We start from the raw sequence: 24,876 nt of genomic DNA, 5'->3' as shown, positions 1-24,876 counted from the left end.
AAGGTTAACGCGGCACTCGTAGGGGCATTGAAAACAAAGCAAATGCGGGCTTTTTTAAGCGTTATCTAATTGTGGAAATCTTTAAGCAGACATCAGATATGAATATAATATGCCCTGAATTGTGGCATATTTTGCCATAGTCCGGCAAGAAATTAGTGGTTTTGCACCGGTGAAACAGCGTTAAATTTTACGGAAATGATTAACATATATAGTGACAAAAGGCTTCGTCTTTTTGTTTTACTATGTGCCTCATCCGAGCACCGCTTCACAACTTTCGGAATGTGCCTGAGTGATCGAATTGACGCAGACGGGCAGGGAGGTGCTGTTTACAGCTTGAACTCCTTGGCTGCAGCACGTATCTGCCCTGCAACAAGTATTTTTACAGAGTGTCAGCTTTATCGGCTGCGGTTTGCACTGCACCGGATGATTTTGCCGGCATTTTACAGGATGACTACATGACCAAGATCACATTTGTTTCTGCTGACGGCGCGATGCGGAATGAAGTTGAAGCTGAAAACGGCTCCACTGTTATGGAAAATGCCATTCGCAACGGTATTCCGGGTATTGATGCGGAATGCGGCGGTGCCTGCGCCTGCGCAACCTGCCATGTTTATGTCGATGAAGACTGGACAGATGTGGTTGGCGGTCCTGAGCCGATGGAAGAAGATATGCTGGACTTTGCCTATGATGTGCGTGGCAATTCGCGTCTGTCCTGCCAGATTATCGTGCGCGACGAGCTGGAAGGTCTGGTTGTTCAGGTGCCTGAGCGTCAGGGCTGATCTGTCCGGACAATTCGTTACGGTTCCTAAAGCGGTCTGCATAAAAGGCAGGCCGCTTTTTATTTATTTGTTTTGGCGCAATATCATTCCGCATTCAGCGGTTTAAACACAGTTTTGTGTCTGTATCTCTGTTTTTTTGTCAGGCATTAGAATGAGTGCCGTAACATGCCTGTTAAAAGAACAGGTATTAGAGCGGTCCCAGTCATGATGAAACGGTGGAACCGCTCTAATTCTTTGCTTTTACGCATTGTTCTACGCATCGAAGTAAGAAAGAAATCAGTCCGGCGAACTGATTTCCTTACGGAGGCGGTTTCCACTTTTGCTGAAAATGCTTTTTATGAAATCAATTTCGGCAAAAACTATAGGCATTTGAATTAAACTTGACTATAGAACTCGTGTTGAATTTTGTCCGGTGCTGTTTCATCTGAGTTTTTCAGATGCATTGCACAGGATCGCCGGAGGTCAGCGGGTTTCCGGTATTGATGTTGCCCCACTCTCCCGCGGGCAGCACTTACAGAGCATGTTCTGTGTGACAGCTGGCAGAGCATAAGATTAATGTGACAGATCGTAATGGCTGGCGCAGCTGTTATGATTCAGTGAGATTGAAGATATGAGCGAAGTTATCCGCACAGATGTTGTCATTATCGGTGCCGGTCCTGTCGGGCTGTTTGCTGTTTTTGAGCTGGGTTTGTATGACCTGAAATGCCATCTGATTGATATTCTGGATCGTCCGGGCGGCCAGTGTGCCGAGCTTTATCCTGAAAAGCCGATTTATGACATTCCGGCATGGCCGGAAATCTCCGGTCAGATGCTGACCGACAAGCTGATGGAACAGATCAAGCCGTTTTCGCCGCAGTTCCATTTCAACCGTATGGTGACCAAGCTTGAACGTCTGGAAGACGGTTCTTTCCATGTGGAAACCGATGAAGGCGAAGTTTTTGAAACCAAGGTTGTGGTGATTGCTGCCGGTGGCGGTTCCTTCCAGCCGAAGCGTCCGCCGGTACCTGGCATTGAAGCCTATGAAGGCAAGAGCGTTTATTACGCTGTGCGCCGTGTGGAAGCCTTCCGCGATCAGGATGTAGTAATCGTTGGTGGCGGTGACAGTGCGCTGGACTGGGCGCTGAACCTGCAGCCGATCGTAAAAAGCATGACCGTTGTGCATCGTCGTCCGGAGTTCCGCGCGGCACCGGACAGCGTGAAGAAAATGTTCGAACTGGTTGATGCCGGTAAGATTCGCTTTGAAGTCGGTCAGGTATCCGGTCTTGAAGGTGAAGATGGTGATCTCTCCGCTGTGAAGATCAAAGGTGCTGACGGCGAAACCGTTCTGCCGGCAACACGTATGCTGCCATTCTTCGGTCTGACCATGAAACTCGGCCCGATTGCAGACTGGGGTCTGAACCTGCACGAGAACCTGATTACTGTTGATACCGAGAAGTTTGAAACTTCCGAACCGGGCATTTTCGCCATTGGCGATATCAACTGGTATCCGGGCAAGCTGAAACTCATCCTTTCCGGTTTCCATGAAGCCGCACTGATGACACAGGCCGCCAAGCGCATCGTCAGCCCGGGTGAACGCGTTGTGTTCCAGTACACGACTTCATCGACGAGTTTGCAGAAGAAGCTCGGCGTTAGCTAATGAAAAAGTGCCATGCCGGTCTGCAAATGGCAATTTTTTACGCTTCCGGTGCTCACGTACTTTAAGTACGCTCCGCGCCGGTTCTCAAAAATCACCATTTTCGCCACGGCTTGACACTTTTTTATGTCGGCGCTTGAATGTGAGTTAAAATAAAAAAAGCCCTGCATTTGTGATGCAGGGCTTTTTCTTTGTCTGAAACTATCTCAGGATTTCTTCTGCTGCCGCAGGCGTTTCTCAAGGCTTTTGGTAATCAGATTTTCAAACCGCGATTCAAAATTGATAGTTTCCACGCGGTCAAAATATTGCTGTGCTTTGTCGTGCTTGGCAAAAATCCGGTCAGTGATCTTATCAACATTGGCGCGCAATTTTGCGCAGTCACGCTCATTACGCATAGAGCGGATCTGCCGCTCAAGTTCCGAAGCATGGGAGCGTGCGATAATGATATGGCTTTCTTCGTGGCGGCGGATATCTTTAACCAGCACATCCCAGACCATTCTTGTGTCGGCACTGGCGCGGCGACGGCTCTGCCAGCTTGGCAGTGAGATTGTGGCGGTCACATTGGCGCGCACATCAGAGACACGGCAATATTTGCCGTCGGAACGGTATTTTACACGGGCATCAAAAGCGATCTTTGTCGCGCCCGGATGGCTTTCACCACCATTATTGAGTTTCGGGCCGTTCTTAGCCAGAGATTTGTCCAGCTGCTCTGCCGTCGTGCCATAAACCGGAAAATAGCGATATTTCCGTGTCACTGAGGCTGCATCTGCCGTTGTAGAGGCGAGCGTGCCGGATAACAGAACCAGACCGGTGAGGGTAAGCGCGAGAAATTTGCCGGACATTGTCTGTTCCTTTATTGCGGGCGCTCACGGAATGAGCACTCAGAAATTACCGGTTGTAGCACAAATTACGGCAGAATTGTCTTCTGCTGCATTATGCTGTTATCAGCCATTGGCTTTTATCAGTCCATGAAATGTGTAAAGAACTTATGGCTGGTTTGGAAAGCAAAGCAATTTTAAAAGGTTAATTCCGAATATGATTAAGAGTTTCCCTATAAAAAGAGAATGGCGACTGGCGCACGGACGCGTTCTTGAAACGGGTGTTCAGTCAGTAATTATGGGAATTCTCAATATTACGCCGGATTCTTTTTCCGATGGCGGCAGCCATAAGACGCTTGATGCAGCGCTGAATTCTGCCCGTGCCATGCTGGATGCCGGTGCGGTGATTATTGATGTGGGCGGCGAGTCGACCCGTCCTGATGCGGCGACTGTGACTGCGCAGGAAGAACAGGATCGCGTATTGCCGGTGATTGAAGCGCTGGCGCGGGAAACGGGATGTCTGATCTCTGTCGATACCTATCGGGCGCAGACTGCAAAATTGGCGGTCGCAGCAGGCGCGCATATTGTGAATGATGTCTGGGGATTACAGAAAGAGCCTGATATTGCCAATCTTGCGGCTGAAACCGGTGCCGGACTGGTGATTATGCATACCGGACGGGACAGAGACGTTGCCGCTGATGTGATTGAAGATCAGCATGTGTTTTTAGAGCGCTCTCTGGAAATCGCGTCTGCAGCCGGTGTTGATCGGCGGCAGATCATGCTTGATCCGGGCTTTGGTTTTGCCAAAGACACGCAGCAGAATGTGGAGCTGATGGCACGATTTGAGCAGTTGCAGAGTTTTGGCCTGCCATGGCTGGTCGGCACTTCCCGCAAGCGTTTTACCGGTGCCGTTAGTGGTCGTGAAATTGCCGCGGAAAGAGATGCGGCAACAGCGGCAACCAGTGTTATGCTGCGTCTCAGCGGTGCGGATATTTTTCGGGTGCATAATGTTGCACTGAACCGTGATGCGCTGATGATGGCGGATGCGGTTTTAAATGCCGCAGCTCTTACAAAAAAAGCGTGAACCGGTTTTTCAGAATTGCGGTATAGTCTGCTGACGAATGAATGGCAGACGATTATGAACTTTGGTTGTGAACACCTGTTTCATAACGAAAAAGTAAAGAAATGAGGGCTTTTTGTACACGATCCGTATGAAAAATTGCGCGTTTTTTGCGCATCACGGCGTTTTTGAAGAAGAAGAAAAGCTCGGCCAGCGTTTCTATGTGGATGCCGCGCTGACGGTTGATCCGGGCGACTCGCTGGATAATGATGATATTGATAAAACAGTGCATTACGGTATTGTCTTCTCCATGATCGAGAAGATTATTACGGGAACCCGCCGTTATCTGATTGAGGCTTTGGCACTGGATGTAGCCAAGGCACTGTGCGATGCATTTCCGCAAATTCAACATGCAGAGATTACCGTGCGTAAACCGAATGCGCCGGTTGCCGGTGTGCTGGATTATGTTGAAGTGACGGTCGGGTGGCCGCATAGATGAAAGCACGCGAGGTTCACAAAGCCTGGCTGTGTCTGGGCGGTAATATCGGAAATGTTGTGCAGACAATGGCACAGGCGCTGCAACTGCTGGATGAACGGCAGGATGTCAGGGTCATAACCGTTTCGCCGGTTTTCCGTACACCGCCTTGGGGAAATACCGATCAGGACTGGTTTTATAATGCCTGTGCTGAAATCTCAACGATATTAACGCCGCCGGAATTGCTGGAAGTAACCCAGACGATTGAGCGGCGGTTGAAGCGTGTGCGCAGTGAACGCTGGGGGCCGCGCACGATTGATATTGATATGCTGGCTTATGAAAGCGTTTTTGCGCTGGAAATGCCGGATCTGATTTTGCCGCATCCGCGCATTGAACAACGTGCTTTTGTGCTGGTGCCGCTTGCAACAATTGCCCCCGAGCTGAAAATTCGCGGCGAGATTGTCTCTGACCTTCTGCAAAAAGTTGACAGTAGTGAGATACAGCGCCTGAGCTATGGCCATCGCTGGTGGCAGGATACGGGACTGTAAAATCCCGTTACTGTCATTCTGCTGTCTTTACGGCATGGTACCAATCAGCTCAAAAAATCAGGAGTGATTATGTACCAGTCTGAAGATCAGTGGAAACGGGTTGATGCCTATATGGCTGAGAAGCTGATTGCGGAAGATCCTGCTATGGATGTCGTGTTGCAGCGCAATGCGGATGCAGGGCTGCCGAACCATGATGTGGCGGCCAATCAGGGCAAACTGCTTAATCTGTTTGCACAAATGTGCGGTGCCAGACATGTGCTGGAGATCGGTACTCTCGGTGGCTACAGCACAATTTGGCTGGCGCGGGCGCTGCCTGAGGGCGGCAAGGTGGTTACGCTGGAATATTCCGCAAAGCATGCCGAAATCGCACAGCAGAATATTGATGCCGCCGGTGTTGCGGATAGGGTCGAAATTCTGATTGGTGCGGCAGCGGAAACCTTGCCGCAATTACAGGATCGTGCGCCGTTTGATCTGATTTTTATCGATGCCGATAAGCCCAATAATCCGTTCTATCTGGAATGGGCGCTGAAACTTTCCCGCAAAGGAACAGTCATTATCGGCGATAATGTCGTGCGCAACGGTGCTGTGACTGATCCGCAATCGGAAGATGCCAATGTGATCGGTGTCCGACGGTTTTTTGATATGATGGCGGCCGAGCCGCGTCTTGAGGCAACAGCTTTGCAAACCGTAGGTTCCAAAGGCTGGGACGGTTTTACGCTGGCGATTGTGAAGTGAGTTCCTGATATAAAAATGCCCCGAGAGTAAAACTGTCGGGGCTGTTTTTCAGAGCTGTTCCAGTTATCACTGAATTGTAGGAACTGCTCTGTCTTTTTTGTTTTTACGCATTATCCTCGTAAAACCGCTTCGCACTTTTGCTGGAAATGCTTTAATTTCGAGCAATGCTGCTGACGGTGCCGCCGTCAACGCGTTTCAGGCTCATGCCGACAACCGGCACCATTGTATCTTCAACTTTGACAGATACGGTAACATTCATGGTGTTCTGGTCGGTGACGCGTGCCAGCATCGCGCCGTTGAGCTGCTTGCGTGCCAGTGACAGCACTACGCGGTTGCCATTGACCGAACCGGAAGTCACATTCAGGCCTTTGCCTTCTGCACCGTCATTGAAGGTGCCGCTATAGCTTTTGCCGGTACGCACTACGGTTGCTTTCATCGGCTGCGAGAAGACGCCGACGCGGCAGGTGCCGTCGAGCGTCATGCCGATGCTGCCATCAGGTGTGGTGCCGGAGAGATTGCAGACGAATTTTGTGCCTTTATATTTACCGGCAACAACTTCACCGGGGCCGCTCCACTGACCTTCGACATTGCGGAAGAAAGCTTCATCCTTATCCGATGCGTGCGCAGAAACAGTGCTGGCCGCAGAAGCGAATAAAATAAGGCAGGCGGCAGTGGCACGTGTAATCATAACAGAACTCTGTTCCGGATAGTTTGAGGGCGGCTTTTCAGTTCTTTGCAGGACTTGCATCATCACTTTTCAGGGCGCGAAATGCTGTCAAACAAGATACCAAAACCAGCCCTTATAATCGGCCGGAATGGTTAACAGCTGGTTTCTAGCATGATTAAAACAAGGGATAAACAGGTTTCAGAGTGGTTTTTTCTGAGTTGTGGCTTTTACGATATCGCTGACAAAGTCACTGATATTCGGGCGTTTTTCTGCATCAAACGGCAGCGGGCGCACAATATCCATGGCGGAAATGCCGATACGTGCGGTCATCATGCCGTTTATCACACCTTCACCGAGTTTGGCCGAGAGGCGCGAGGCCAGACCCTGACCCAGCAATTGCTGAACCACGCTGTCACCCATGGCGATGGTGCCGGTAATCGCCAGATGGGCAATCACACTGCGGGCAAGCCGCAAAAAGCCTAAAGAACCCGGACGGCAGCCATAAAGCTCAGAGAGGCGGCGGATCAGCCGCGATGATTCGAAGATCACATAGGCAATATCCACTAAAGCGCGCGGGCTGACGGCTGTGACGATAGAAACGCGTTTCGCGGCGTTGAGGATCAGCATCCGCGCTTCACGATCCAGCGGGTGCAGAATTTCCCGCTCGGTAATGCGGATAAGATCGCGTCCGTCGATAATATCGCCGCGCAATGCCTCTAATGTCGTGCGTCCGCGTGCGGTTTGCGGCAGGCAGGCTGCGACTTCCAGCAATCTGTCTGTGACTTTGCGGGCTTTCTCCGCATCATTGCGCTCGGTGGCCTCTGCTGCTGCAAAACGTAGTTCCTGCACTGCGGAGAGGCGGCGCAATGCCAGTCCTTCGCGCACCACCAGTGCAATCAGTGAGGCAAGGGCGATGAGTGCAACGCCGAATGTGAGCCAGCCGAGCCAGTCGGCACGGCTGAACATGGCGCGGATCAGATCCTCCGTCCAGATGCCGACAGCAAAACTGAGTAACAGACCCAGTGCAGTGAAAAACACACTGCGCAGAGTAAAGCGCCGCTTGAGGAGACTTGCAGGCGGCGGGGTCAGTTGCGCACCGGCATCAATCGCCTCCTGCTCGAACACATCGACCGGCTCTGCTGTGACTGCGGACAGGTCGCGGATGGCAACCGGTTTGCGCGGCACCTGCGGCTGACTGTTATCGGCCTGTAGGTCTACGCTAAAGCTCGTGGGTTTTCTTGGCTTTTCCGACATGACTGCTCCTTATGCCAGCCGGTCGCCGAGCAGAAACTGCATGGCGCGGTCAAGGCGGATATGCGGCAGCGAGAGATGAATACCATCCAGATCCGCTTTAATTGCTGGTGGTCTGAAACGGACAAAGCGGATCGGTGCTTCATGCGCACGATCACGTGGCGACAATTCCGGCTGGTCAAAAATTGCCTGCACATTGTGCGGCAGATCACCCGGAAAAATCGCAGTTTCCGTTTCGCCGTCAAAGACTTCACCGTCGATCACTTCGCCCTTTAGCGGGGTGCCGACGATGACCGGTAATGTATCACCATTCTGGTTGACTGTCGCTTCGCGGGTGGCGCGCACCGCGGCCATGGCCAGAACATCAATCTCAGCGCCGGACATGTCCGCATTTTTGGCGGCACGATCAACCAGTCTGCGCACGATGGCTTCAAGCCGGTTATGGCTTTCATGATGCAGATGATCGGCTTTGGTCGCAGCAATAAGAATACGGCCGATACGTTTCTGGATCAGACCGGTGAAAATATTGGAGCGCCCAGAACGGAAACAGGCGAGGATTTCGGTGAGTGCGCGCTCCAGATCGCGCACGGCAGCGCCACCGGCATTGATCGCCTGCATTGCATCAACCAGCACAATCTGACGGTCAAGACGGGCAATATGCTCGCGGAAGAATGGTTTCACCACATGGGTTTTATAGGATTCATAACGCCGCTCCATCATCGCCGCCAGCGAGCCGGTTTTGAAACTGCCTTCAGGCAGATCGGGCAAAGGCGCAAAGGTGAGAGCCGGAGAGCCTTCCAGATCACCGGGCATCAGAAAACGCCCCGGTGGCAGGGTAGATAATGCCTGTTCGTCAGATTTACCTGCACGCAGATAATCGGTGAAACTGCGAGCCAGCCGTTGCGCCGTCATTTCATCAGCAGGAGCCAGTGCATCAGCAGTTGCAGCTTCCCGCAACCAGTCTCCGGCAAAGCCGAGATGTGCTGTCTCATTGGCGAGCGCAAAGGAATCGCGGGAAAATTCGGCGTAGCTTTTACCAAGCAGGGGTAGATCGAGCAGCCATTCCCCCGGATAATCGACAATATCAATCGACAGCTTGCCCGCAGAGAGCATGCGCCCCCATGAAGAGGCCGATTGATATTCAATGGTCAAACGCAGCTCAGAGATTGCACGGGTGGAATCCGGCCAGATACGGTCTTTTACCAAGGCTGCCAGATGATCTTCATATTGGAAACGCGGGACGGCATCATCCGGCTGCGGCTGGAGATAGGCGCGGGCTATGCGGCCGGATGCATAGGCATCAAACAAGGGCAGGCGTCCGCCCTGTACCAGATTATGCACCAGTGAGGTGATGAAAACGGTTTTACCGGCACGGGAAAGACCTGTCACACCGAGGCGCAGTGATGGTGTTACCAAGCTGCCGGTGCGCTCCATCAATGTATCAAAAGCAATTTTGGCTTCATCCGTTAAAGTGGTCAGTCTGGCCAAAGATGCCCCCGTAAAGACTGTTGATATTCGCTAAGCGCAATACGCTCTGGTGTTTAACGCAGTTCTCTGAATATAAGATGTGAAATCCGTAATTGCAGGGTGTTAAACTATTATGCTGATTTATATCCGCATTATCACGGACAATTATGTTTTATAAACAGCCTTTAAGACCTTAATCTTCATGCGGAAGGTAAAGGGCTGTCAGTTGTGCATTTTCAGGAGAGAAGGCTGAAAAATCTGCCTGCGTTTTAATTTCAGCCAGTCCGGCTGTTGGGAAGCCATAGCCGATCCGCTGTTCAAATTGATGGCTGCTACGCGCAAACAGTAATGCGCAATCTTCAATGCTCGGATTGTGTCCGACAATCAGGGCGCATCGGGATGTATTCGGTACCTGACTGCGGATTTCCTGAATGTAACCGGCGGCATTTGCACGATAGAGCGAAGGGGCTTCCTGTAACGTGACCGGATGTGCTGGATGTGCATTGGCGAGGGCGGTTTTGAAAATATCTGCCGTCTGCCTCGTGCGTGATGCCGGAGAACAGAGGATAAAATCGGGCAGAATACCTGCATTGATCAGGCGCTTTGCCTGATTTTCAGCATCGGTCTCACCGGCCGCATTCAGGCGCCGGTCAAAATCTTTTCCGCTGCTGTCAGGCAGAACGGCTTGGGCATGGCGAAGGAATAAGATTGTGCGCATGGGAGCAATTTTGCAGGTTTTGCACCGAAAAGATAGTGTGCTGAACAGACTGAAAACAAGGGTAAAAAGCTGATTTTCTGTAACTTGTTTGTTATGTCAGCAGCGTATTGTTTTTGAAGTTATTGCCGGATTGAGAGGGGAATATATCAAAGCAGAAATTTATCCGGAGGTTGCGATAACGAAAATTCTGTAAATCATGATATAATATTGAGTAATTGTATCGTTAATTTTTAGGGTTTTGTTTTTATACATTGATATTTTAAAATAGTGTCATGTGAAAATTTTGTTATACTTAAGTTGATGCCGTATCTTCGATTTTAAAATTTGCAGATATCTGCTTATATGACTTTAGGATAATGCGGCTATTTTTTCAGGTGCAGGTTGAAAATACTTGAGGAGCTGTTTTTTTCAGGTTGTATCGTGTCGCTTATAGACCTATAAGGCGCTTCGTCTCCTAGGTGTGGGGTGATTCAAAATGAGTGAATTAATCGACCTTAACTACAAGCCCACGGATGACGAACCGTTCATGAATGAACGGCAGAAGTCATATTTCCGTGCCAAGCTAATCGCTTGGAAGAATGACATTTTGCGTGAAGCACGCGAAACGCTGGAAGCATTGCAGCGTGAAAATGCTAATCATCCTGATCTGGCTGACAGGGCCTCATCAGAAACGGATCGGTCTATCGAGCTGCGTGCCCGTGACCGCCAGCGTAAGCTAATCTCCAAAATTGATGCGGCTTTGCTTCGTATTGATGAAGGAACCTATGGTTTTTGTGAGGAAACCGGCGACCCGATCAACCTTAAGCGACTGGATGCCCGTCCGATTGCTACTTTGTCGATCGAAGCGCAGGAACGTCACGAACGTCGTGAAAAAGTTTATCGCGACGACTAAATTATAGGGTTTTGTGCTTCGCACATACTCGCGAGAAATTAAAAAACGCAGTGCTGGAGGGCGCTGCGTTTTTTTTATTATCTGTTTTTCGGAGCTTATTTGCGCGGAGAAATATCAAGCATTCCGGCTGGCAAACTCGATTGCGGTTTTTCAGCAGGCTCCGCTTTTTCCGTGCTTGCGAAATGCTGTTCCATTTCGGACGAGAGCAAATCTTCAAAGGAAATTTCATTGTCGGATGACAAGTCCTTATCCGACAGGGCATCTGCAACCGCGCTTTCAAGATCAAGCTCAAAATTCGGCTGCGCTGCAGGCTTGGCTGCCGGAGCAGGCGCGGCACTGAAGGATGGTTCCTGCTGTGCCGGACGAGCGATTTGCGGAGTTGCCCGTTGCAAGACCAGAGGTGTGCCTTCTGCGGTTTTTGCATCAGGACCCGGACGCACATCATCAAGCGAAGGTGAGGCGCTGCGATTATCACGCTTGGCAGCGGCAATTAGTTCCTGCTGCGCTGCATTGCTTGCGGCGGCCAGACCGGATGTTGCTGCAACCACACCGCGTGAAACCTGACCCAGCGGATAAACCGGATGCAGCTTTGGCGCTGTTTCTGCCGGACGCGCAACCGGAGCCTGACGCTGCTGTTGCTGGCGGGCGGCAGCCGCTACCTGCTGGGCATGGGTTTGCAAAGGCTGACTTGGCGCGGCAACAGGTGTTTGCGCAGCAGCGGCAGCCGCAGGGCGCGGCTGTTGTGCAGGTGTAGCTTCTGCTTCCGGCTTATAGGTCGGTACGGCTGAGATAATATCAGCCGGAGCAATATTGAGTTCCGGTGTTGCAATCGCCGCAGAGATTTGCGGGGCAGCAGGTGCAGCAACGATTGCTGCAGCAACCGGTGCCAGTTCTTCCTGCGGACGGGCGCGGGGCGTTGCCTGTTCAGGCTGATTGCGCTGATGGCGGGTAATATTCTGCTCAATCACAATATCGGATGGTCCGCCGATCAGGATCAGGTGCTCCACATCATCGCGGCGCACCAGTACCAGACGGCGCTGGCCGTCAACGGCGGCGGCATCAGTTACGGTCAGGCGCGGAGCCGCATCATGGTTTTTGGTCACATAGGTTCCGGCTGTCATGCGCTTGATAGCAGCAAAAACAACAAAAACACCTGCCAGAAACAGTGCAAAAAGCCCGATAAAGCTGATTATATGAGCTGTATTTTCGCCCACCAGCCCGCTCAGCCAATCCATCATATTTAATCGTCCTTATAAGAATCATGCAATTTCTGTAGCGTTTCATAAACGCATAATCAGACAAATTGCATAATCGGCTTGTTTTTCAACACGGTTTTCAGGCCGTAACGGGCGCTTGAAACCGGTATCCTGTAAAAAATCGGAACATAATCTGCATTTGTAAAAACGCATATTGCCCGGAAAGTAAATCTTTAAGCTGAATGAAACTTTAAAACATATTTATCGGCTTGAAAATGCCCGTGACTGACGCCCGTCATAATTAGTAATTATGTCTTTAAAATTCGCAATTTAACAAGAAAACAGTCCGGAATTAATGGCTTGTGAAGACTGTGCAGGCAATAATGGCACTATGAGATAATTCCATTTGACTGTGAAATACTCTAAAGCATAATTCTGAAAAACCTCATAAGGCTACGCTTTATCAGAATTGTTCAGGCCTGATATCACAAGCCTGATCCGATAGGCCGATGCCCGAAATTGCGGACGACGCATCAGCGACGGATCTGCTGAACCGCCGATGTTACGGCGCAAGAAAAGGGATAATGGGGCTTATGTCTCAGCCATCACGGACGCATTCTTTTCCGAAATCCACTGCTCCTGCCAAGAAAAACCCCGCTGCACTCAGATTGCTGACGCTGGGTATTTTGCTGATTGCCGTAGCGGGATTATATTTTGTGTTCCGTGAACAATTGGGTGATGCCTTTTTGCTGATCCTGCTCGGTCTGCTGTCGATTATGGGTGTTTTCTGCCTGATCGGCTGGGCAACCGGCCTGATCCAGTTCAGTCCGCGTGAAGATCATGACGATGTGGTCGATACACTACTGGATTCGATGCCTGAAGGTACGGTAATCACCGATGCCAAAGGGCATATTGTCTATGCCAATCAGGCCTATGCGCAGATGATGGGTGCGGATAATGCGGCAGAATTGCCGACGCTTGATGCTGTGCTGGCCGGAGAGCCTTCGGCGCTTGAAGCGGTTTATCGCCTGAATAATGCTGTGCGTGATGGTCTGGCCGCACAGGAAGAAATCCGTCTTACGGGTGCCTCGCCGAAGGGGATGGAAGCTGCGGCGTGGTATCGTGTGAAAGCACGGCCGGTGATTGCACCGCAGACCAATCCGCTCAGCGAAACCGCAGGACCTTTGTTTGCGTGGCAGATTACCGATATTTCGGAAGAGCGTGCTGAGCAGGAGCGGTTCTTTCAGGATTTGCAGGAAGCAATCGACCATCTGGATCATGCGCCTGCCGGATTTTTCTCAGCTGATGCGCAAGGCCGCATCATTTATATCAATGCCACACTGGCTGAATGGCTGGGGATTGATCTCACCAAATTCACGGCCGGTTCACTGACCTTGCAGGATATTGTTGCCGGTAACGGCATGTCGCTGATTAATGCGGTTCGTGCCGATCCGGGTTCCAGCCGCAATACGGTGATTGATCTTGATTTGACAAAAAGCAACGGCCAGAGCCTTGCTGTGCGCTTTTATCACCGTGTGCAGCAGCCGCGTGACGGTTCGCGCGGCACCAGCCGCACCATTGTGCTGAACCGCGCCGAGGGCAATGATTCCTCCGCTGCACAGCGTTCCGCCGAAGTGCGCTTTACCCGTTTCTTCAATTCCGCACCGATGGCGATTGCTTCGGTGGATGTGAATGGCCGTATCCTTTCGACCAATGCACGTTTTTTGGATATTTTCGGCTCTGACGTGGATCGTGATACGCTGGACAAACAGATTTCTCTGGAAAGCGTGGTGCATCCGCGTGACCGTGAGACGATTTCCCGTGCACTGGCATCCGCCTTTGCGGGGCAGGCGACGATTTCGCCGATTGATACGGTTTTGCCTGGCAATGATGAACGTCATATCCGTTTCTATGTCAGTCCGGTGTCCGACATTGGCGGCGAGGCGATAGAAGAAGCAGCGATTGTTTCTGCGGTGGAGACCACAGAGCAGAAGGCGCTGGAAGGCCAGATGGCGCAGAGCCAGAAAATGCAGGCTGTCGGCCAGCTTGCAGGCGGTATTGCCCATGACTTCAACAACGTACTCACTGCCATTATCATGTCGTCGGATTTGCTGCTGAGCAATCATCGCGCGTCTGACCCGTCATTCCCTGATATTATGAATATCAAGCAGAACGCTAACCGTGCCGCATCTTTGGTACGCCAGTTGCTGGCATTCTCGCGCCGTCAGACCTTGCGCCCTGAAGTGCTTGATCTCACCGATGTTCTGGCTGACCTGCGTATGTTGCTGGCACGCCTCGTCGGTACGGATATTGCGCTGAAAATTGAGCATGGCCGTGATCTCTGGCCGGTGAAAGCCGATCTTGGCCAGTTTGAGCAGGTTGCCGTGAATCTCGTGGTCAATGCCCGTGATGCGATGCCGGATGGCGGTACGATTACAATCCGCACCCGCAATGTTGAAGAAGCCGAGACTGTTGCGCTTGGCTATCGCGAATTACCGCAGGCCGATTATGTGCTCTATGAAGTTGAAGATTCGGGCACAGGTATTCCGTCGGATATTCTTGCCAAGATTTTCGAGCCATTCTTTACGACTAAAGAAGTAGGCAAGGGTACAGGTCTCGGTCTGTCGATGGTCTATGGCATTATCAAACAGACCGGTGGCTTCATTTTCTGTGACTCGACACTGGGTAAAGGCACGATTTTCCGTATCTATCTGCCGCGTTTCATTGAAGAAAAAGCATCGGTTGTGCTGGATGCCAATGGGCAGCCTGATGAGCAGGCTGTGGTCGCCAAAAAGCCTGCTGCCGTTGAAAAGAAAGCAGAAAAACAGGCTGATCTGTCCGGTTCCGCAACCGTGCTGCTGGTTGAGGATGAGGATGCGGTGCGTATGGGCGGTGTCCGCGCATTGCAGACCAGAGGTTACACAGTTCATGAAGCTTCATCCGGCGTTGAGGCGCTGGAAGTGCTGGAAGAACTGGAAGGCAAGGTCGATATTATCGTTTCCGATGTGGTTATGCCGGAAATGGATGGTCCTACGCTGTTAAGAGAGTTGCGCAAATCCTATCCAAACATTAAGTTTATTTTCGTTTCAGGCTATGCTGAAGATGCTTTTGCAAAGAATCTGCCTGAAGATGCTCAATTCGGGTTCCTTCCGAAGCCGTTTTCCCTGAAGCAGCTGGCAACCGCTGTGAAGGAGATGCTGGAGAAAGAAGACTGAGTGTCTGACCAGTTATTGGGACAGGCGGGGGGCGAGGTTGAACCGGTGCGCAACTTTAAGCGCATACGGGGCTTATGTTTTAACTGTCCCGATGGGGACTGTATTGGAGGAAGAAATGCGTCTGTCTTTATTATCCGGAGTAGCCTTTGCTGCAACACTTGCGTTTGCTTCCCAGGCTCAGGCTGATATCACCATTGGTTTGATCGCACCGGTTACCGGCAGCGTGGCTGCCTATGGTATTCAGGTGAAAAACGGTGCCGAAACCGCTGTAGAAAATATCAATAAAAACGGCGGTATTCTTGGTGAGAAAGTCGTTCTGAAGCTTGTTGATGATGCGGCAGATCCGAAACAGGGTGTTTCCGGCGCCAACCAGCTGATCGGTGATGGCGTTAAATTTGTTGTTGGTCCTGTGACCTCCGGTTCCGCTATGGCCGTTTCCGATGCGCTGGCTGAAGCCGGTGTGGTTATGGTAACACCGACAGCAACTTCACCTAACCTGACAAATCGCGGTCTGGAAAATGTTTTCCGTACCTGCGGCCGTGACGACCAGCAGGCCGTTGTTGCTGCTGAATATGTGGCAAAAAATCTGGCTGACAAAAAAGTCGGTGTTCTGCACGATAAAGCCCCTTACGGTCAGGGTCTTGCAGACAGCTTCAAAGACAGCCTGAACAAGGCCGGTGTGAAAGAGGTTCTGTATGAATCCCTGACACCGGGTGAAAAAGATCTCAGCGCACTGGTGAGCAAGATCAAAAACAGCGGCGTGGAAGTGCTGTATTTCGGTGGCTATCATCCGGAAGCCGGTCTTCTGTCCCGTCAGCTTTCGGATCAGGGCGTGAAACTGCTGCTGATCGGTGGTGAAGGCCTGTCCAATACTGAATATTGGGCGATTGCCGGTGAAACCGGTGCAGGCACACTGTTCACCAATGCTGTTGATGTGACGCAGAATCCGGCTGCTGCTGAAGCTGTGGACGCGCTGAAGGCCAAGAATATTGCGCCGGAAGTGTTCACACTGAATGGTTATGCTGCTGTTCAGGTTCTTAAAGCCGGTATCGAAAAAGTCGGTAAAGCTGATGATGCAGCTGCGGTTGCCAAGGCACTGCATGATGGTCTTGAAGCAAAAACCATTATCGGTGATCTGAGCTATGACAAAAACGGCGACCTGACTTCCCCGACCTTCGTGGTCTATAAATGGGAAGACGGCAAAATCGTTGCCAATTAATCAGATCTATTGAGCTAAAGAGAAAGCCGGCAGAACCATCGTTCTACCGGCTTTTTTATTGGTTATATTTTATGTCTCAAGTGCCGCTGCGGCGTGCATCCCACAGGGCAATTGCCCAGATGATGAGACCACCCAGCGCCAGTGCACAGCCAACAAAACCGGAAGAGGCAAAGCCATAGCCTGCGGCAATGGACATGCCAGCCAGCCATGGGCCAAGGGCATTGGCAACGTTGAAGGCACTGTGATTAAGCGCTGCGGCAAGGGTCTGAGCATCCTGCGCCACATCCATCAAACGGGTTTGCAGCACGGTGCCGAGGCCACCGGTACAGCCGATCAGGAAGACCAGCGCAGTCAAAATCCAGACATTCATCACCACGAACGGGAAGATTGCCAGAAAGATTGCATTTGACAGCAGCAGAATACCGGCAGTCGGCATGAGTGCACGGTCAGCGCCCCATGAGCCAATCAGCGTGCCGCAGGTCATACCCGCACCGAAAACAGTCAGCACAACCGGAACCCAATAGGGCGCAACGCCGGTGACTTCCAAAAGCGTTGAGGCAATATAGGAATAGACTGCAAACAGACCACCGAAGCCGACAGCACCAATGCCGAGTGTCAGCCAGACCTGGCGGTTTTTCAAAGCGGCCAGTTCACGCAGTGGCGTGGCACCGGGGCGTGGCGGGTCTTTCGGGGCAAAAGCCATAATCATCAGGAATGTGAGCGTGGCCAGAATGCCGGTAACGCCGAAACCCCAGCGCCAGCCGAGATGCTGCCCGAGCCATGTGGCAAAAGGCACACCGATCACGGTTGCGATAGACAGGCCGAGCATCACACGGCCAACAGCCCATGCGCGTCGGTTCATCGGCACCAGTGAGGCGGCCATCAGTGCGGCCACACCAAAATATGCGCCATGCGGCAGGCCGCTCATAAAGCGAAACAGCAGCATCCAGTGATAGGATGGCGATAGAGCGCTGAGCACATTGGCGACGGCAAATACAGCCATCAGCCCCATAGCCAGCGTGCGGCGTGACATACGGGCAAAGAAGACAGCGAGGATTGGCGCGCCGACGACCACACCCAGCGCATAGGCGCTGATGACATGACCGGCGGTTGGCTCATCAATACCTAAGCCTGCGGAGAAATAAGGTAGCAGGGACATGGCCGCAAATTCGGTGGTGCCGATAGCAAAACCACCCATTGCCAGTGCCAGCAAAACCAGTTTGAAATTTGTTGTATCTGCGCTTGTAGCAAGCGTTTCAGCATTGGCCAGAGCTGGGGCGTCCAGAACCATGGCAGGGGAGGAATCTGTCATTTCATTTTTCCTGAAACAGCATATGCAACTGTTTCTGATAGGGGGCGGACACAAATTGAAAGTGTCTGAGGCAACTCTCATTATGTGTGTTTATTTTAAAAGCTCAGGGCGTGATCCGGCCTGAAGAGGAATTCAGCCAAATCCGTTTGTGCCTCCCACACACGCGGCTCGTCTGAAATTTTGTCGCCTTTCCATTACATCGAAAGATGCATGGTTGGAAGAAAAGAGTTTTTATAAAAATCTCTACCGGAGAAATGTGAAGCTTATTATGGCCGGTTTCTGAAGCGCAGACCTTCCAGTTCTTTAATGCGCGCGGCACTGTCTTGTTCCAGCTGTATGGTCATTTCGCGAATGATGCTTTCCGCCAGTACGAACAACGCGGCGGAAGAATCCCATGCCGAGGGAACGCCGGTACGCCCTGCAATCACATGACGGGCAAAACGGGCAATCGGCGACAGCCACTGATCCGTTATCAGCACAATATCAACGCCGCGGCTCTTGGCGGTTTCAGCCAGATGTAGCAGACTGTCCTGATAACGGCGGATGTCGAAGACAATCAAAATATCCTTTTTACCCATATCCAGCAGCCTGTCGCGCCACGCGCTTTCCTGCCCTGACAGGTGGAAAACATGCGGGCGGATCACGGTCATATGTGCAGCCATATATTGCGCAATGGGATCGGTAAAACGCCCGCCGATCAGATAAATATTGCCACGGGCAGAGGCCAGCGCAGTGACAATATCGCTCAACTGCTTCTCACTGATATGGCGGAAAGTTTCGCGGATATTTTCAAGACTGTGTTCAACCGCCGGATCATCGGTGTCGGGCTGGCTTTGCCGGTTTTCATTGCGGTTATGGGGAGATTGCAGCTGAGCGGCTAGTTCATCCTGCAGGCGTGCCTGAAAATCAGAATAATTCTGAAAACCGAGCCGGTTGATAAACCGCAGAATAGTCGGTGAACTCACCCCGGCCTGAGCGGAGAATTCGGCAACGGTTTTAAGGCCAAGCATCGGATAACTGGCAATCAGCGTTTGTGCGGCATTGCGCTCACCGGGGGGCATTGAATCAATCCGCTCGGTTATCAGTTCGGCGATACTGGTGAAGTTGTTCATCATAAAACACCTGTTTGCATCAGTGGACTGAATGGCCGGATCTTTGATTCAACCCATTTAAAAATACCATTTGACAAAAGATAATAATGCGTATGAGATGATACACAATAGTGCGAAATAAAAAATAACGTAACATAAGTTACATGCGTAAATGAGAAAATTTACTCGCATGAGGGGGGAAGAATGGCGGAAATTCGCGATTCTCACGGCAATGATATGCATACCCGTTATTCTGGTGCCGGTGGCGATATACCGGCTGTTACTGTTCTCAATGAGCAGGGTGAAAGCCCGTATCTGCTGATCTGTGAACATGCCACAAATTTTATGCCGGAGAAATTTGCACGCCTCGGATTGAGCGAGGCTGATATGTCCGCCCATATTGCATGGGATCCGGGTGCGGCTGAGGTCGCGCGGCGTATGAGCAAAGCGCTGGATGCTACGCTTGTTGAGGCCGGTCTTTCCCGCTTGCTGATTGATTGTAACCGGCCGCTTTCCGCGCCGGATCTTATTCCTGAGATCAGCGAGTTTACGGTGATACCGGGCAATCACAATCTGTCAGAGGCAGAGCGGCAGGAGCGAATATCCCTGTCGCACAAGCCTTTTCACGATAAAATTGAAGAGGTTATCGAGGCGCGTAAAAAACGCGGACAGGAAAGCCGCGTTATAACCATCCACTCCTATACGCCGGTTTATAAAGGTGTCGGGCGGCCATGGGAAATCGGGATCATTCATGATGCTGATGACAGGCTGGGTGCGCGTATGATCGCGGGTTTGCGCAAAGACGGCGAAAGCTCTGGCATCAATGTTGGCGTGAACCAGCCTTATTCGCCGGATGACCGTGTTTATTACACCGTGGAATGTCATGCGCGTAAACGCGGTGATCTCTGCGCGATGGTGGAAATCCGCAATAATGAAATTGCTGATGAGAAAGGGCAGGCGCTTTGGGCTGCACGATTGTCATCAATCTTACAGGAAATTGAGCTGAAGTGAGGAGATGATGACCTTAACCGCATTCTGTTGAGGAGCAGGCGGGATTTAAGGGAAACAGGTAACTGGTGAATACAGGCAAAAGAGTCGGAAAACCGGCCATAAAACGCCTGAAACAACGGGAACAAAAAAGTGCCGAAAATACTCAGACTCTTCGTAAAATATGTCGATGCGCTGAATTATCGGGTCGGTCGCTGTGCGATGTATCTCATCTTTTTGATGGCAGCCTGCCTGCTTTACTCCACCTTTTCGCGGGTTGTGCTGGGCGCGCCGGTGAACTGGGTGCTGGAAATGTCCCAGTTCATTCTCTCGGCCTATTATCTGCTGGGCGGTGCCTATGCGATGCAACAGGGCGCTCATGTGCGGATGGATTTGTTTTATGACCGTTTCGCGCCGAAAAAGAAGGCGCTGACAGATGTCATTACTATTCTTTGCGTGATCTTCTATCTCGTTGTGATGTTCGCGGGCGGGCTTTCCAGCACCAATTACGCCTATGTCTATAATCAGCGCAATTACACGGCATGGGCTCCGGTTCTGTGGCCGATCAAAACGCTGATGACGCTTGGTGTTTTCCTGCTGCTGCTGCAGTGCATCTCCAATCTTATCAAAGATTTCGCGATCTGGCGCGGCACGCCGATCAAACCTGCTGCTTACATACCTGATGCCGCACCGCAGGAAGGGCAAACTGTATGAGTTCGGAATTCATTACTCTTTTCATGTTTGCCACAATGATGGTGCTGCTGATGACAGGGCAGCGCGTATTCGGTGTGATCGGCTTTGTCGGTTCACTGGCGGCGCTGCTGCTCTGGGGTAACGGCGCGTTTGAAATGCCGTTCAATGCCACTTTTGCAGTGCTGAACTGGTATCCTCTGATTACCGTGCCGTTCTTCGTTTTCATGGGTTATATGCTCTCAGAATCCGGCATTGCCAGCAATCTCTACCGCATGTTCCATGTCTGGTTCGGCGGTATTCGCGGCGGTCTGGCACTCGGTACCATCGGGCTGATGGTTGTGATTTCTTCTATGAACGGCCTGAGTGTGGCCGGTATGGCCATTGGTGCAACCGTTGCTCTGCCGGAGCTGCTGAAGCGCGGCTATAACAAGATTATGGTGACCGGCGTTATTCAGGCGGGTAGTTCGCTGGGTATTCTGATCCCGCCGAGTGTGGTGCTGGTGCTTTATGCGATGATTGCGCGTCAGCCGGTACTGCAATTATGGCTGGCCGGTATCGGGCCGGGCTTGCTGATGGCTACATTATTTGCAGTCTATATCTATATCCGCTGCCGGATTAATCCTGAGCTCGGGCCAACATTGCCTAAAGAAGAGCTGGACAGCATTACTTGGGCGGAGAAGTTTTCAACGCTGCGCGCCGGTCTGCTGCCTTTGATTATTTTCGGCACAATGATGGGGCTGTTTCTGACCGGTGTAACCAGTCTGGTCGAAAGCTCGGTAGTCGGCGCTTTGCTGGCAACTTTGGCGGCATTGTTCACCGGACGGATGACCAAAGCAGTTTGGGAAACCACAACCCGCAACTCGCTGATGATTTCTTGTATGTTCCTCTGGATCATTCTCGCGGCGCTGTGCTTCTCATCCGTTTATGATGGTCTTGGCGCAGTAAAGGCGATTGAAAAACTGCTGATCGGTACGTTTGATCTGTCGCCATGGACAATTCTGATCCTGATGCTGCTGTCCTTTGTGGTGCTCGGCATGTTTCTGGATGACACAGCGATGCTGGTTATCGTGGCGCCGCTTTATATTCCGTTGGTTAAAAGCCTCGGATTCAATGCGATCTGGTTTGGTATTCTCTACACGATCACCTGTCAGATTGCCTATATCACCCCGCCTTTCGGCTATAATCTGTTCATGATGCGGGCGCTCGCACCGTCCAGCGTGACCATGGTTGATATTTATAAATCTATCGTTCCGTTCTTCTTCCTGATGGTGCTGACGGTCATCATTCTGATGATCTTCCCGCAGATCGCTCTGTGGCTGCCAAACTGGTATTCGGGACGCTGATAAAGTGTGAAGTGCATAACGCAGTTCAAAAAAAGGCAACAAGCCAAAACTGCGGTGAAAGGAACCTTGAATTCTATTGCGACGGGAGACACGCAAATGAGTGACAGCAAATTTCTGAATAAGCGCGACTTTCTTAAAAAGTCTGCATTGACCACTGTCGGGGCAGTTGGCGCAACTGCACTCGCCACCCCTTATGTGAAAGCACAGAGCCCGATTAAATGGCGCCTGCAAACCTATGCAGGGCCTGCTCTGGCCGAACACGTCATCAAGCCTTCCATTGATGCTTTCAACAAGGCTGCCAATGGCGAGATGGTGATCGAACTTTATACTTCCGATCAGCTGGTGCCGCAGGGCGAATTGTTCCGTGCTGTGCAGGCGGGTACCATTGATGCGGCGCAGTCTGATGATGACTCCATGGCATCGCCGGTGGATGTGTCGGTGTTCGGGGCGTATTTCCCGTTCGCCTCACGTTACAGCCTTGATGTGCCGGTACTGTTCAACTGGTACGGCCTGAATGAAATCTGGGAAGAAGCCTATAAGGAAATTCCGGGTGTGACATGGCTCAGCGCCGGTTCATGGGACCCGTGCAACTTCGCAACCACCAAGCCGATCCGCTCGCTGGAAGACCTCAAAGGCCTGCGCGTCTTTACCTTCCCGACGGGTGGTCAGTTCCTCACCCGTTTTGGTGTGGTGCCTGTAACCCTGCCTTGGGAAGATATTGAAGTGGCTATTCAGACCGGTGAACTTGACGGCGTGTGCTGGTCGGGCGCGACTGAAGTTTATACAGTCGGCTGGGCTGATATTAATAAATATTATCTCACCAATAATATCAGCGGTGCCTGGGCCGGTTCCTATTTTGCCAATACGGAAAAATGGAATGCCGTACCAGCGCATTTGCAGCAGCTGTTTAAACTCAGCATGGACAGCTCCCATTACTACCGCCAGCATTGGTATTGGTGGGGTGAAGCCCATTACCGCACCACCGGAGGTAAGCTTGAACTGACAACTATTCCGGAAGCGGAATGGGGCAAGGTTGAAGATGAGGCCATGAAGTTCTGGGATGAAATTGCTGCCAAGAGCCCGCGCAATGCCAAAGTGGTCGAAATCCTGAAGAAATATCAGGAAACCATGCGCAAAGCCGGTGCACCATATCGCTACGGAGCATAACCAAAATTTACAAAAACTGTCGCCGCCGGAGGGGCGGCGACACTCCATTCTAATAAAATGCCGATGAAGCACGGAGTTGTAAATGACCGGAAACCTGACTTTTGATGCGCTGAAAAAAGCGGTCGCGAATGATGAGATTGATACCGTGCTCGTCTGCCTGACAGATATGCAGGGACGACTGGTTGGCAAGCGTTTCTATGCGCAGTTTTTTGTTGAATCTGCCTATGATGAAACCCATGGTTGTAGTTATTTGCTGGCCGATGATATCGATATGGAACCGGTTGCCGGATATGAGGCTGCCAGCTGGGATCAGGGCTATGGCGATTTTGTCATCAAGCCGGATATGTCCACGCTGCGGATTGCGCCATGGCTGGAGAAAACCGCTCTGGTATTATGCGATGTGCTCGATCATCACGATCACTCCGATCTCGCGCACTCACCACGTGCAATGCTGAAGAAACAGCTGGCTCGGTTGAAAGAGCGTGGTTACCGCGCCTATTTTGCTTCAGAGCTTGAATTCTATCTCTTTGATGAGACTTATAAATCTGCCCGCGATAAATACTGGAAACATATGGATACATCCTCTCCGTATATTCAGGATTATATGATCCATCTGACCAGCAAGGAAGAACCAGTGCTGCGTGCGATGCGTAATCATCTCGCCAAAGCCGGTATTCCGATTGAGAATTCAAAAGGCGAGGCAGGTTCCGGTCAGCAGGAACTCAATGTGCGCTATGCCGAAGGGCTGGATATGGCCGACCGCCATGTCATCATGAAAAATGCAATGAAGGAAATTGCCGAGGCGCAGGGCAAATGCATCACCTTCATGGCGAAGTATGATTATTGCAAAGCTGGCAGTTCCAGCCATGTGCATAATTCCCTGTGGAGTCTGGATGGCAGCAAGTCGCTGTTTTATGATCCGGATGCGCCTTATACCATGTCGCCGCTGATGCGCTCATGGGTGGCCGGACAGCTGAAATATGCCGCCGATTACACCTATTTCCTCGCGCCTTATGTCAATTCTTACAAGCGTTTTCAGGCGGGCACTTTCGCTCCGACCAAGATCACTTGGAGCCGGGATAATCGCACAGCCGGTTTCCGCCTTTGCGGCGAGGGCACCAAAGGTATTCGTATTGAATGCCGTATAGGCGGTTCTGATCTCAACCCTTATCTGGCTTTTGCGGCACTGATTGCTGCGGGCTTACGCGGTATTGATGAGAAGCTGGAACTGGAGGAGCCGTTTGTCGGTGATGCCTATGCGGCGGTGAAGCTGCAAGAAATTCCATACACCCTGCGTGATGCTATTGAAACGCTGAAGAACTCTGAATTCCTGAAAGAGGCTTTGGGCGAGAAGGTTCTCAATCACTACGTTCATACGGCTGATTGGGAACAGGTTGAGTATGACCGCCGTGTCACTGACTGGGAGCTGCATCGTGGCTTTGAACGCTATTAAGTGTCTGATCCAAAAGACATCATGCCGGTCTGCAAATAGCAATTTCTGTGCTTCCGGTACTCACGTACTTACACGTACGCTGCGTTCCGGTTCTCGAAATCACTATTTTCGCCACGGCTTGCCGCTTTTTGATTCAAACACACAGCAAATTATAAAA

Annotated in this window: 22 protein-coding genes; 14 read left to right on the top strand and 8 right to left on the bottom strand. The window is 51.4% G+C overall.

Annotated elements, in window-relative coordinates:
* Positions 1 to 455 precede the first annotated feature (455 nt).
* Positions 456 to 779, top strand: coding sequence for a 2Fe-2S iron-sulfur cluster-binding protein (locus KHQ09_RS10335; protein ID WP_028233614.1), 324 nt, complete (start codon positions 456 to 458; stop codon positions 777 to 779).
* A gap of 610 nt (positions 780 to 1,389) precedes the next feature.
* On the top strand, positions 1,390 to 2,415 hold the full coding sequence (locus KHQ09_RS10330; protein ID WP_022710837.1) for an NAD(P)/FAD-dependent oxidoreductase: 1,026 nt from the start codon (positions 1,390 to 1,392) through the stop codon (positions 2,413 to 2,415).
* Between the two features lie 203 nt (positions 2,416 to 2,618).
* Here the strand turns inward: KHQ09_RS10330 and KHQ09_RS10325 are convergent, their stop codons facing one another.
* Entirely contained in the window at positions 2,619 to 3,254 is a 636-nt protein-coding gene (locus tag KHQ09_RS10325) for a DUF922 domain-containing Zn-dependent protease (protein WP_075654930.1), read from the bottom strand.
* 193 nt (positions 3,255 to 3,447) lie between these two features.
* On the opposite strand from KHQ09_RS10325, the gene folP reads away from it, so the two are divergent.
* From folP to KHQ09_RS10305, 4 genes are all read left to right on the top strand, one after another.
* Positions 3,448 to 4,314, top strand: coding sequence for a dihydropteroate synthase (folP, locus tag KHQ09_RS10320; RefSeq protein WP_213598109.1), 867 nt, complete (start codon positions 3,448 to 3,450; stop codon positions 4,312 to 4,314).
* Positions 4,315 to 4,426: 112 nt separating this feature from the next.
* Entirely contained in the window at positions 4,427 to 4,789 is a 363-nt protein-coding gene (folB, locus tag KHQ09_RS10315; protein ID WP_022710840.1) for a dihydroneopterin aldolase, read from the top strand.
* Entirely contained in the window at positions 4,786 to 5,313 is a 528-nt protein-coding gene (gene folK, locus KHQ09_RS10310; protein ID WP_075654932.1) for a 2-amino-4-hydroxy-6-hydroxymethyldihydropteridine diphosphokinase, read from the top strand. Before folB ends, folK begins: the two co-directional genes overlap by 4 nt.
* A gap of 69 nt (positions 5,314 to 5,382) precedes the next feature.
* Entirely contained in the window at positions 5,383 to 6,048 is a 666-nt protein-coding gene (locus tag KHQ09_RS10305) for an O-methyltransferase (protein WP_213598107.1), read from the top strand.
* Between the two features lie 151 nt (positions 6,049 to 6,199).
* On the opposite strand, the gene KHQ09_RS10300 is transcribed toward KHQ09_RS10305, so the two are convergent.
* The 4 genes from KHQ09_RS10300 to KHQ09_RS10285 all read right to left on the bottom strand — a co-directional run bounded on the left by KHQ09_RS10300 (position 6,200) and on the right by KHQ09_RS10285 (position 10,151).
* The gene (locus KHQ09_RS10300; protein WP_210307606.1) at positions 6,200 to 6,736 is read right to left on the bottom strand and encodes a hypothetical protein; all 537 of its coding nucleotides are present in this window, start codon (positions 6,734 to 6,736) and stop codon (positions 6,200 to 6,202) included.
* Positions 6,737 to 6,913: 177 nt separating this feature from the next.
* Complete coding sequence (locus KHQ09_RS10295; RefSeq protein ID WP_213598105.1) at positions 6,914 to 7,969, bottom strand: YcjF family protein; 1,056 nt, start codon at positions 7,967 to 7,969, stop codon at positions 6,914 to 6,916.
* Positions 7,970 to 7,978: 9 nt separating this feature from the next.
* The gene (locus KHQ09_RS10290; protein WP_213598103.1) at positions 7,979 to 9,454 is read right to left on the bottom strand and encodes a YcjX family GTP-binding protein; all 1,476 of its coding nucleotides are present in this window, start codon (positions 9,452 to 9,454) and stop codon (positions 7,979 to 7,981) included.
* A 172-nt stretch (positions 9,455 to 9,626) separates the two neighbouring features.
* Positions 9,627 to 10,151 (bottom strand): SixA phosphatase family protein, encoded by a 525-nt coding sequence (locus KHQ09_RS10285; RefSeq protein ID WP_213598101.1) that lies wholly within the window; start codon positions 10,149 to 10,151, stop codon positions 9,627 to 9,629.
* A gap of 475 nt (positions 10,152 to 10,626) precedes the next feature.
* Here KHQ09_RS10285 and dksA point away from each other — a divergent pair, with 475 nt between their 5' ends.
* The gene (gene dksA / locus KHQ09_RS10280) at positions 10,627 to 11,043 is read left to right on the top strand and encodes an RNA polymerase-binding protein DksA (RefSeq protein ID WP_022709440.1); all 417 of its coding nucleotides are present in this window, start codon (positions 10,627 to 10,629) and stop codon (positions 11,041 to 11,043) included.
* A 95-nt stretch (positions 11,044 to 11,138) separates the two neighbouring features.
* Here the strand turns inward: dksA and KHQ09_RS10275 are convergent, their stop codons facing one another.
* Entirely contained in the window at positions 11,139 to 12,281 is a 1,143-nt protein-coding gene (locus KHQ09_RS10275; protein WP_213598099.1) for a flagellar biosynthetic protein FliO, read from the bottom strand.
* A gap of 551 nt (positions 12,282 to 12,832) precedes the next feature.
* Here KHQ09_RS10275 and cckA point away from each other — a divergent pair.
* Both cckA and KHQ09_RS10265 read left to right on the top strand, forming a co-directional pair.
* Positions 12,833 to 15,454: a cell cycle histidine kinase CckA gene (gene cckA, locus KHQ09_RS10270; protein ID WP_213598097.1), complete on the top strand. Its 2,622-nt coding sequence runs from the start codon at positions 12,833 to 12,835 to the stop codon at positions 15,452 to 15,454.
* A 115-nt stretch (positions 15,455 to 15,569) separates the two neighbouring features.
* Positions 15,570 to 16,673 (top strand): branched-chain amino acid ABC transporter substrate-binding protein, encoded by a 1,104-nt coding sequence (locus KHQ09_RS10265; protein ID WP_213598095.1) that lies wholly within the window; start codon positions 15,570 to 15,572, stop codon positions 16,671 to 16,673.
* Positions 16,674 to 16,749: 76 nt separating this feature from the next.
* Here the strand turns inward: KHQ09_RS10265 and KHQ09_RS10260 are convergent, their stop codons facing one another.
* The gene (locus tag KHQ09_RS10260) at positions 16,750 to 17,985 is read right to left on the bottom strand and encodes an MFS transporter (RefSeq protein WP_213598093.1); all 1,236 of its coding nucleotides are present in this window, start codon (positions 17,983 to 17,985) and stop codon (positions 16,750 to 16,752) included.
* Positions 17,986 to 18,251: 266 nt separating this feature from the next.
* Complete coding sequence (locus tag KHQ09_RS10255) at positions 18,252 to 19,100, bottom strand: MurR/RpiR family transcriptional regulator (protein ID WP_213598091.1); 849 nt, start codon at positions 19,098 to 19,100, stop codon at positions 18,252 to 18,254.
* 213 nt (positions 19,101 to 19,313) lie between these two features.
* On the opposite strand from KHQ09_RS10255, the gene KHQ09_RS10250 reads away from it, so the two are divergent.
* The 5 genes from KHQ09_RS10250 (at position 19,314) to KHQ09_RS10230 (ending at position 24,719) form a co-directional block, all read left to right on the top strand.
* On the top strand, positions 19,314 to 20,087 hold the full coding sequence (locus KHQ09_RS10250; RefSeq protein ID WP_213599929.1) for an N-formylglutamate amidohydrolase: 774 nt from the start codon (positions 19,314 to 19,316) through the stop codon (positions 20,085 to 20,087).
* Positions 20,088 to 20,216: 129 nt separating this feature from the next.
* Positions 20,217 to 20,777 carry a TRAP transporter small permease subunit gene (locus KHQ09_RS10245; protein WP_116087403.1) on the top strand — a complete coding sequence of 187 codons (561 nt, stop codon included), beginning with the start codon at positions 20,217 to 20,219 and terminating at the stop codon, positions 20,775 to 20,777.
* Positions 20,774 to 22,099: a TRAP transporter large permease gene (locus tag KHQ09_RS10240; protein ID WP_075654947.1), complete on the top strand. Its 1,326-nt coding sequence runs from the start codon at positions 20,774 to 20,776 to the stop codon at positions 22,097 to 22,099. The genes KHQ09_RS10245 and KHQ09_RS10240 overlap by 4 nt, the downstream gene beginning before the upstream one ends.
* Positions 22,100 to 22,195: 96 nt before the next feature.
* Positions 22,196 to 23,266, top strand: a complete 1,071-nt coding sequence (locus KHQ09_RS10235) for a TRAP transporter substrate-binding protein (RefSeq protein WP_075654949.1) — start codon at positions 22,196 to 22,198, stop codon at positions 23,264 to 23,266.
* Positions 23,267 to 23,348: 82 nt separating this feature from the next.
* Positions 23,349 to 24,719: a glutamine synthetase family protein gene (locus KHQ09_RS10230; RefSeq protein ID WP_022711943.1), complete on the top strand. Its 1,371-nt coding sequence runs from the start codon at positions 23,349 to 23,351 to the stop codon at positions 24,717 to 24,719.
* Positions 24,720 to 24,876: the final 157 nt, after the last annotated feature.

Origin of the sequence: Pseudochrobactrum algeriensis, assembly GCF_018436245.1 — a bacterium.
Taxonomy (GTDB): domain Bacteria; phylum Pseudomonadota; class Alphaproteobacteria; order Rhizobiales; family Rhizobiaceae; genus Pseudochrobactrum; species Pseudochrobactrum saccharolyticum.
The sequence above is the reverse complement of the archived record's forward strand: the minus strand, read 5'-3'. Positions and strand labels throughout refer to the sequence as shown.

Excerpts from the sequence above, each read along its gene's own strand:
- cckA (WP_213598097.1), top strand. The coding sequence starts at position 12,833 with ATGTCTCAGCCATCACGGACGCATTCTTTTCCGAAATCCACTGCTCCT.
- KHQ09_RS10330 (WP_022710837.1), top strand. The coding sequence starts at position 1,390 with ATGAGCGAAGTTATCCGCACAGATGTTGTCATTATCGGTGCCGGTCCT.
- KHQ09_RS10300 (WP_210307606.1), bottom strand. The coding sequence starts at position 6,736 with ATGATTACACGTGCCACTGCCGCCTGCCTTATTTTATTCGCTTCTGCG.
- dksA (WP_022709440.1), top strand. The coding sequence starts at position 10,627 with ATGAGTGAATTAATCGACCTTAACTACAAGCCCACGGATGACGAACCG.
- KHQ09_RS10295 (WP_213598105.1), bottom strand. The coding sequence starts at position 7,969 with ATGTCGGAAAAGCCAAGAAAACCCACGAGCTTTAGCGTAGACCTACAG.
- KHQ09_RS10260 (WP_213598093.1), bottom strand. The coding sequence starts at position 17,985 with ATGACAGATTCCTCCCCTGCCATGGTTCTGGACGCCCCAGCTCTGGCC.
- folK (WP_075654932.1), top strand. The coding sequence starts at position 4,786 with ATGAAAGCACGCGAGGTTCACAAAGCCTGGCTGTGTCTGGGCGGTAAT.
- KHQ09_RS10240 (WP_075654947.1), top strand. The coding sequence starts at position 20,774 with ATGAGTTCGGAATTCATTACTCTTTTCATGTTTGCCACAATGATGGTG.
- KHQ09_RS10265 (WP_213598095.1), top strand. The coding sequence starts at position 15,570 with ATGCGTCTGTCTTTATTATCCGGAGTAGCCTTTGCTGCAACACTTGCG.
- KHQ09_RS10230 (WP_022711943.1), top strand. The coding sequence starts at position 23,349 with ATGACCGGAAACCTGACTTTTGATGCGCTGAAAAAAGCGGTCGCGAAT.
- KHQ09_RS10250 (WP_213599929.1), top strand. The coding sequence starts at position 19,314 with ATGCATACCCGTTATTCTGGTGCCGGTGGCGATATACCGGCTGTTACT.
- folP (WP_213598109.1), top strand. The coding sequence starts at position 3,448 with ATGATTAAGAGTTTCCCTATAAAAAGAGAATGGCGACTGGCGCACGGA.
- KHQ09_RS10285 (WP_213598101.1), bottom strand. The coding sequence starts at position 10,151 with ATGCGCACAATCTTATTCCTTCGCCATGCCCAAGCCGTTCTGCCTGAC.
- KHQ09_RS10325 (WP_075654930.1), bottom strand. The coding sequence starts at position 3,254 with ATGTCCGGCAAATTTCTCGCGCTTACCCTCACCGGTCTGGTTCTGTTA.
- KHQ09_RS10335 (WP_028233614.1), top strand. The coding sequence starts at position 456 with ATGACCAAGATCACATTTGTTTCTGCTGACGGCGCGATGCGGAATGAA.
- KHQ09_RS10255 (WP_213598091.1), bottom strand. The coding sequence starts at position 19,100 with ATGATGAACAACTTCACCAGTATCGCCGAACTGATAACCGAGCGGATT.
- KHQ09_RS10235 (WP_075654949.1), top strand. The coding sequence starts at position 22,196 with ATGAGTGACAGCAAATTTCTGAATAAGCGCGACTTTCTTAAAAAGTCT.
- KHQ09_RS10305 (WP_213598107.1), top strand. The coding sequence starts at position 5,383 with ATGTACCAGTCTGAAGATCAGTGGAAACGGGTTGATGCCTATATGGCT.
- KHQ09_RS10275 (WP_213598099.1), bottom strand. The coding sequence starts at position 12,281 with ATGATGGATTGGCTGAGCGGGCTGGTGGGCGAAAATACAGCTCATATA.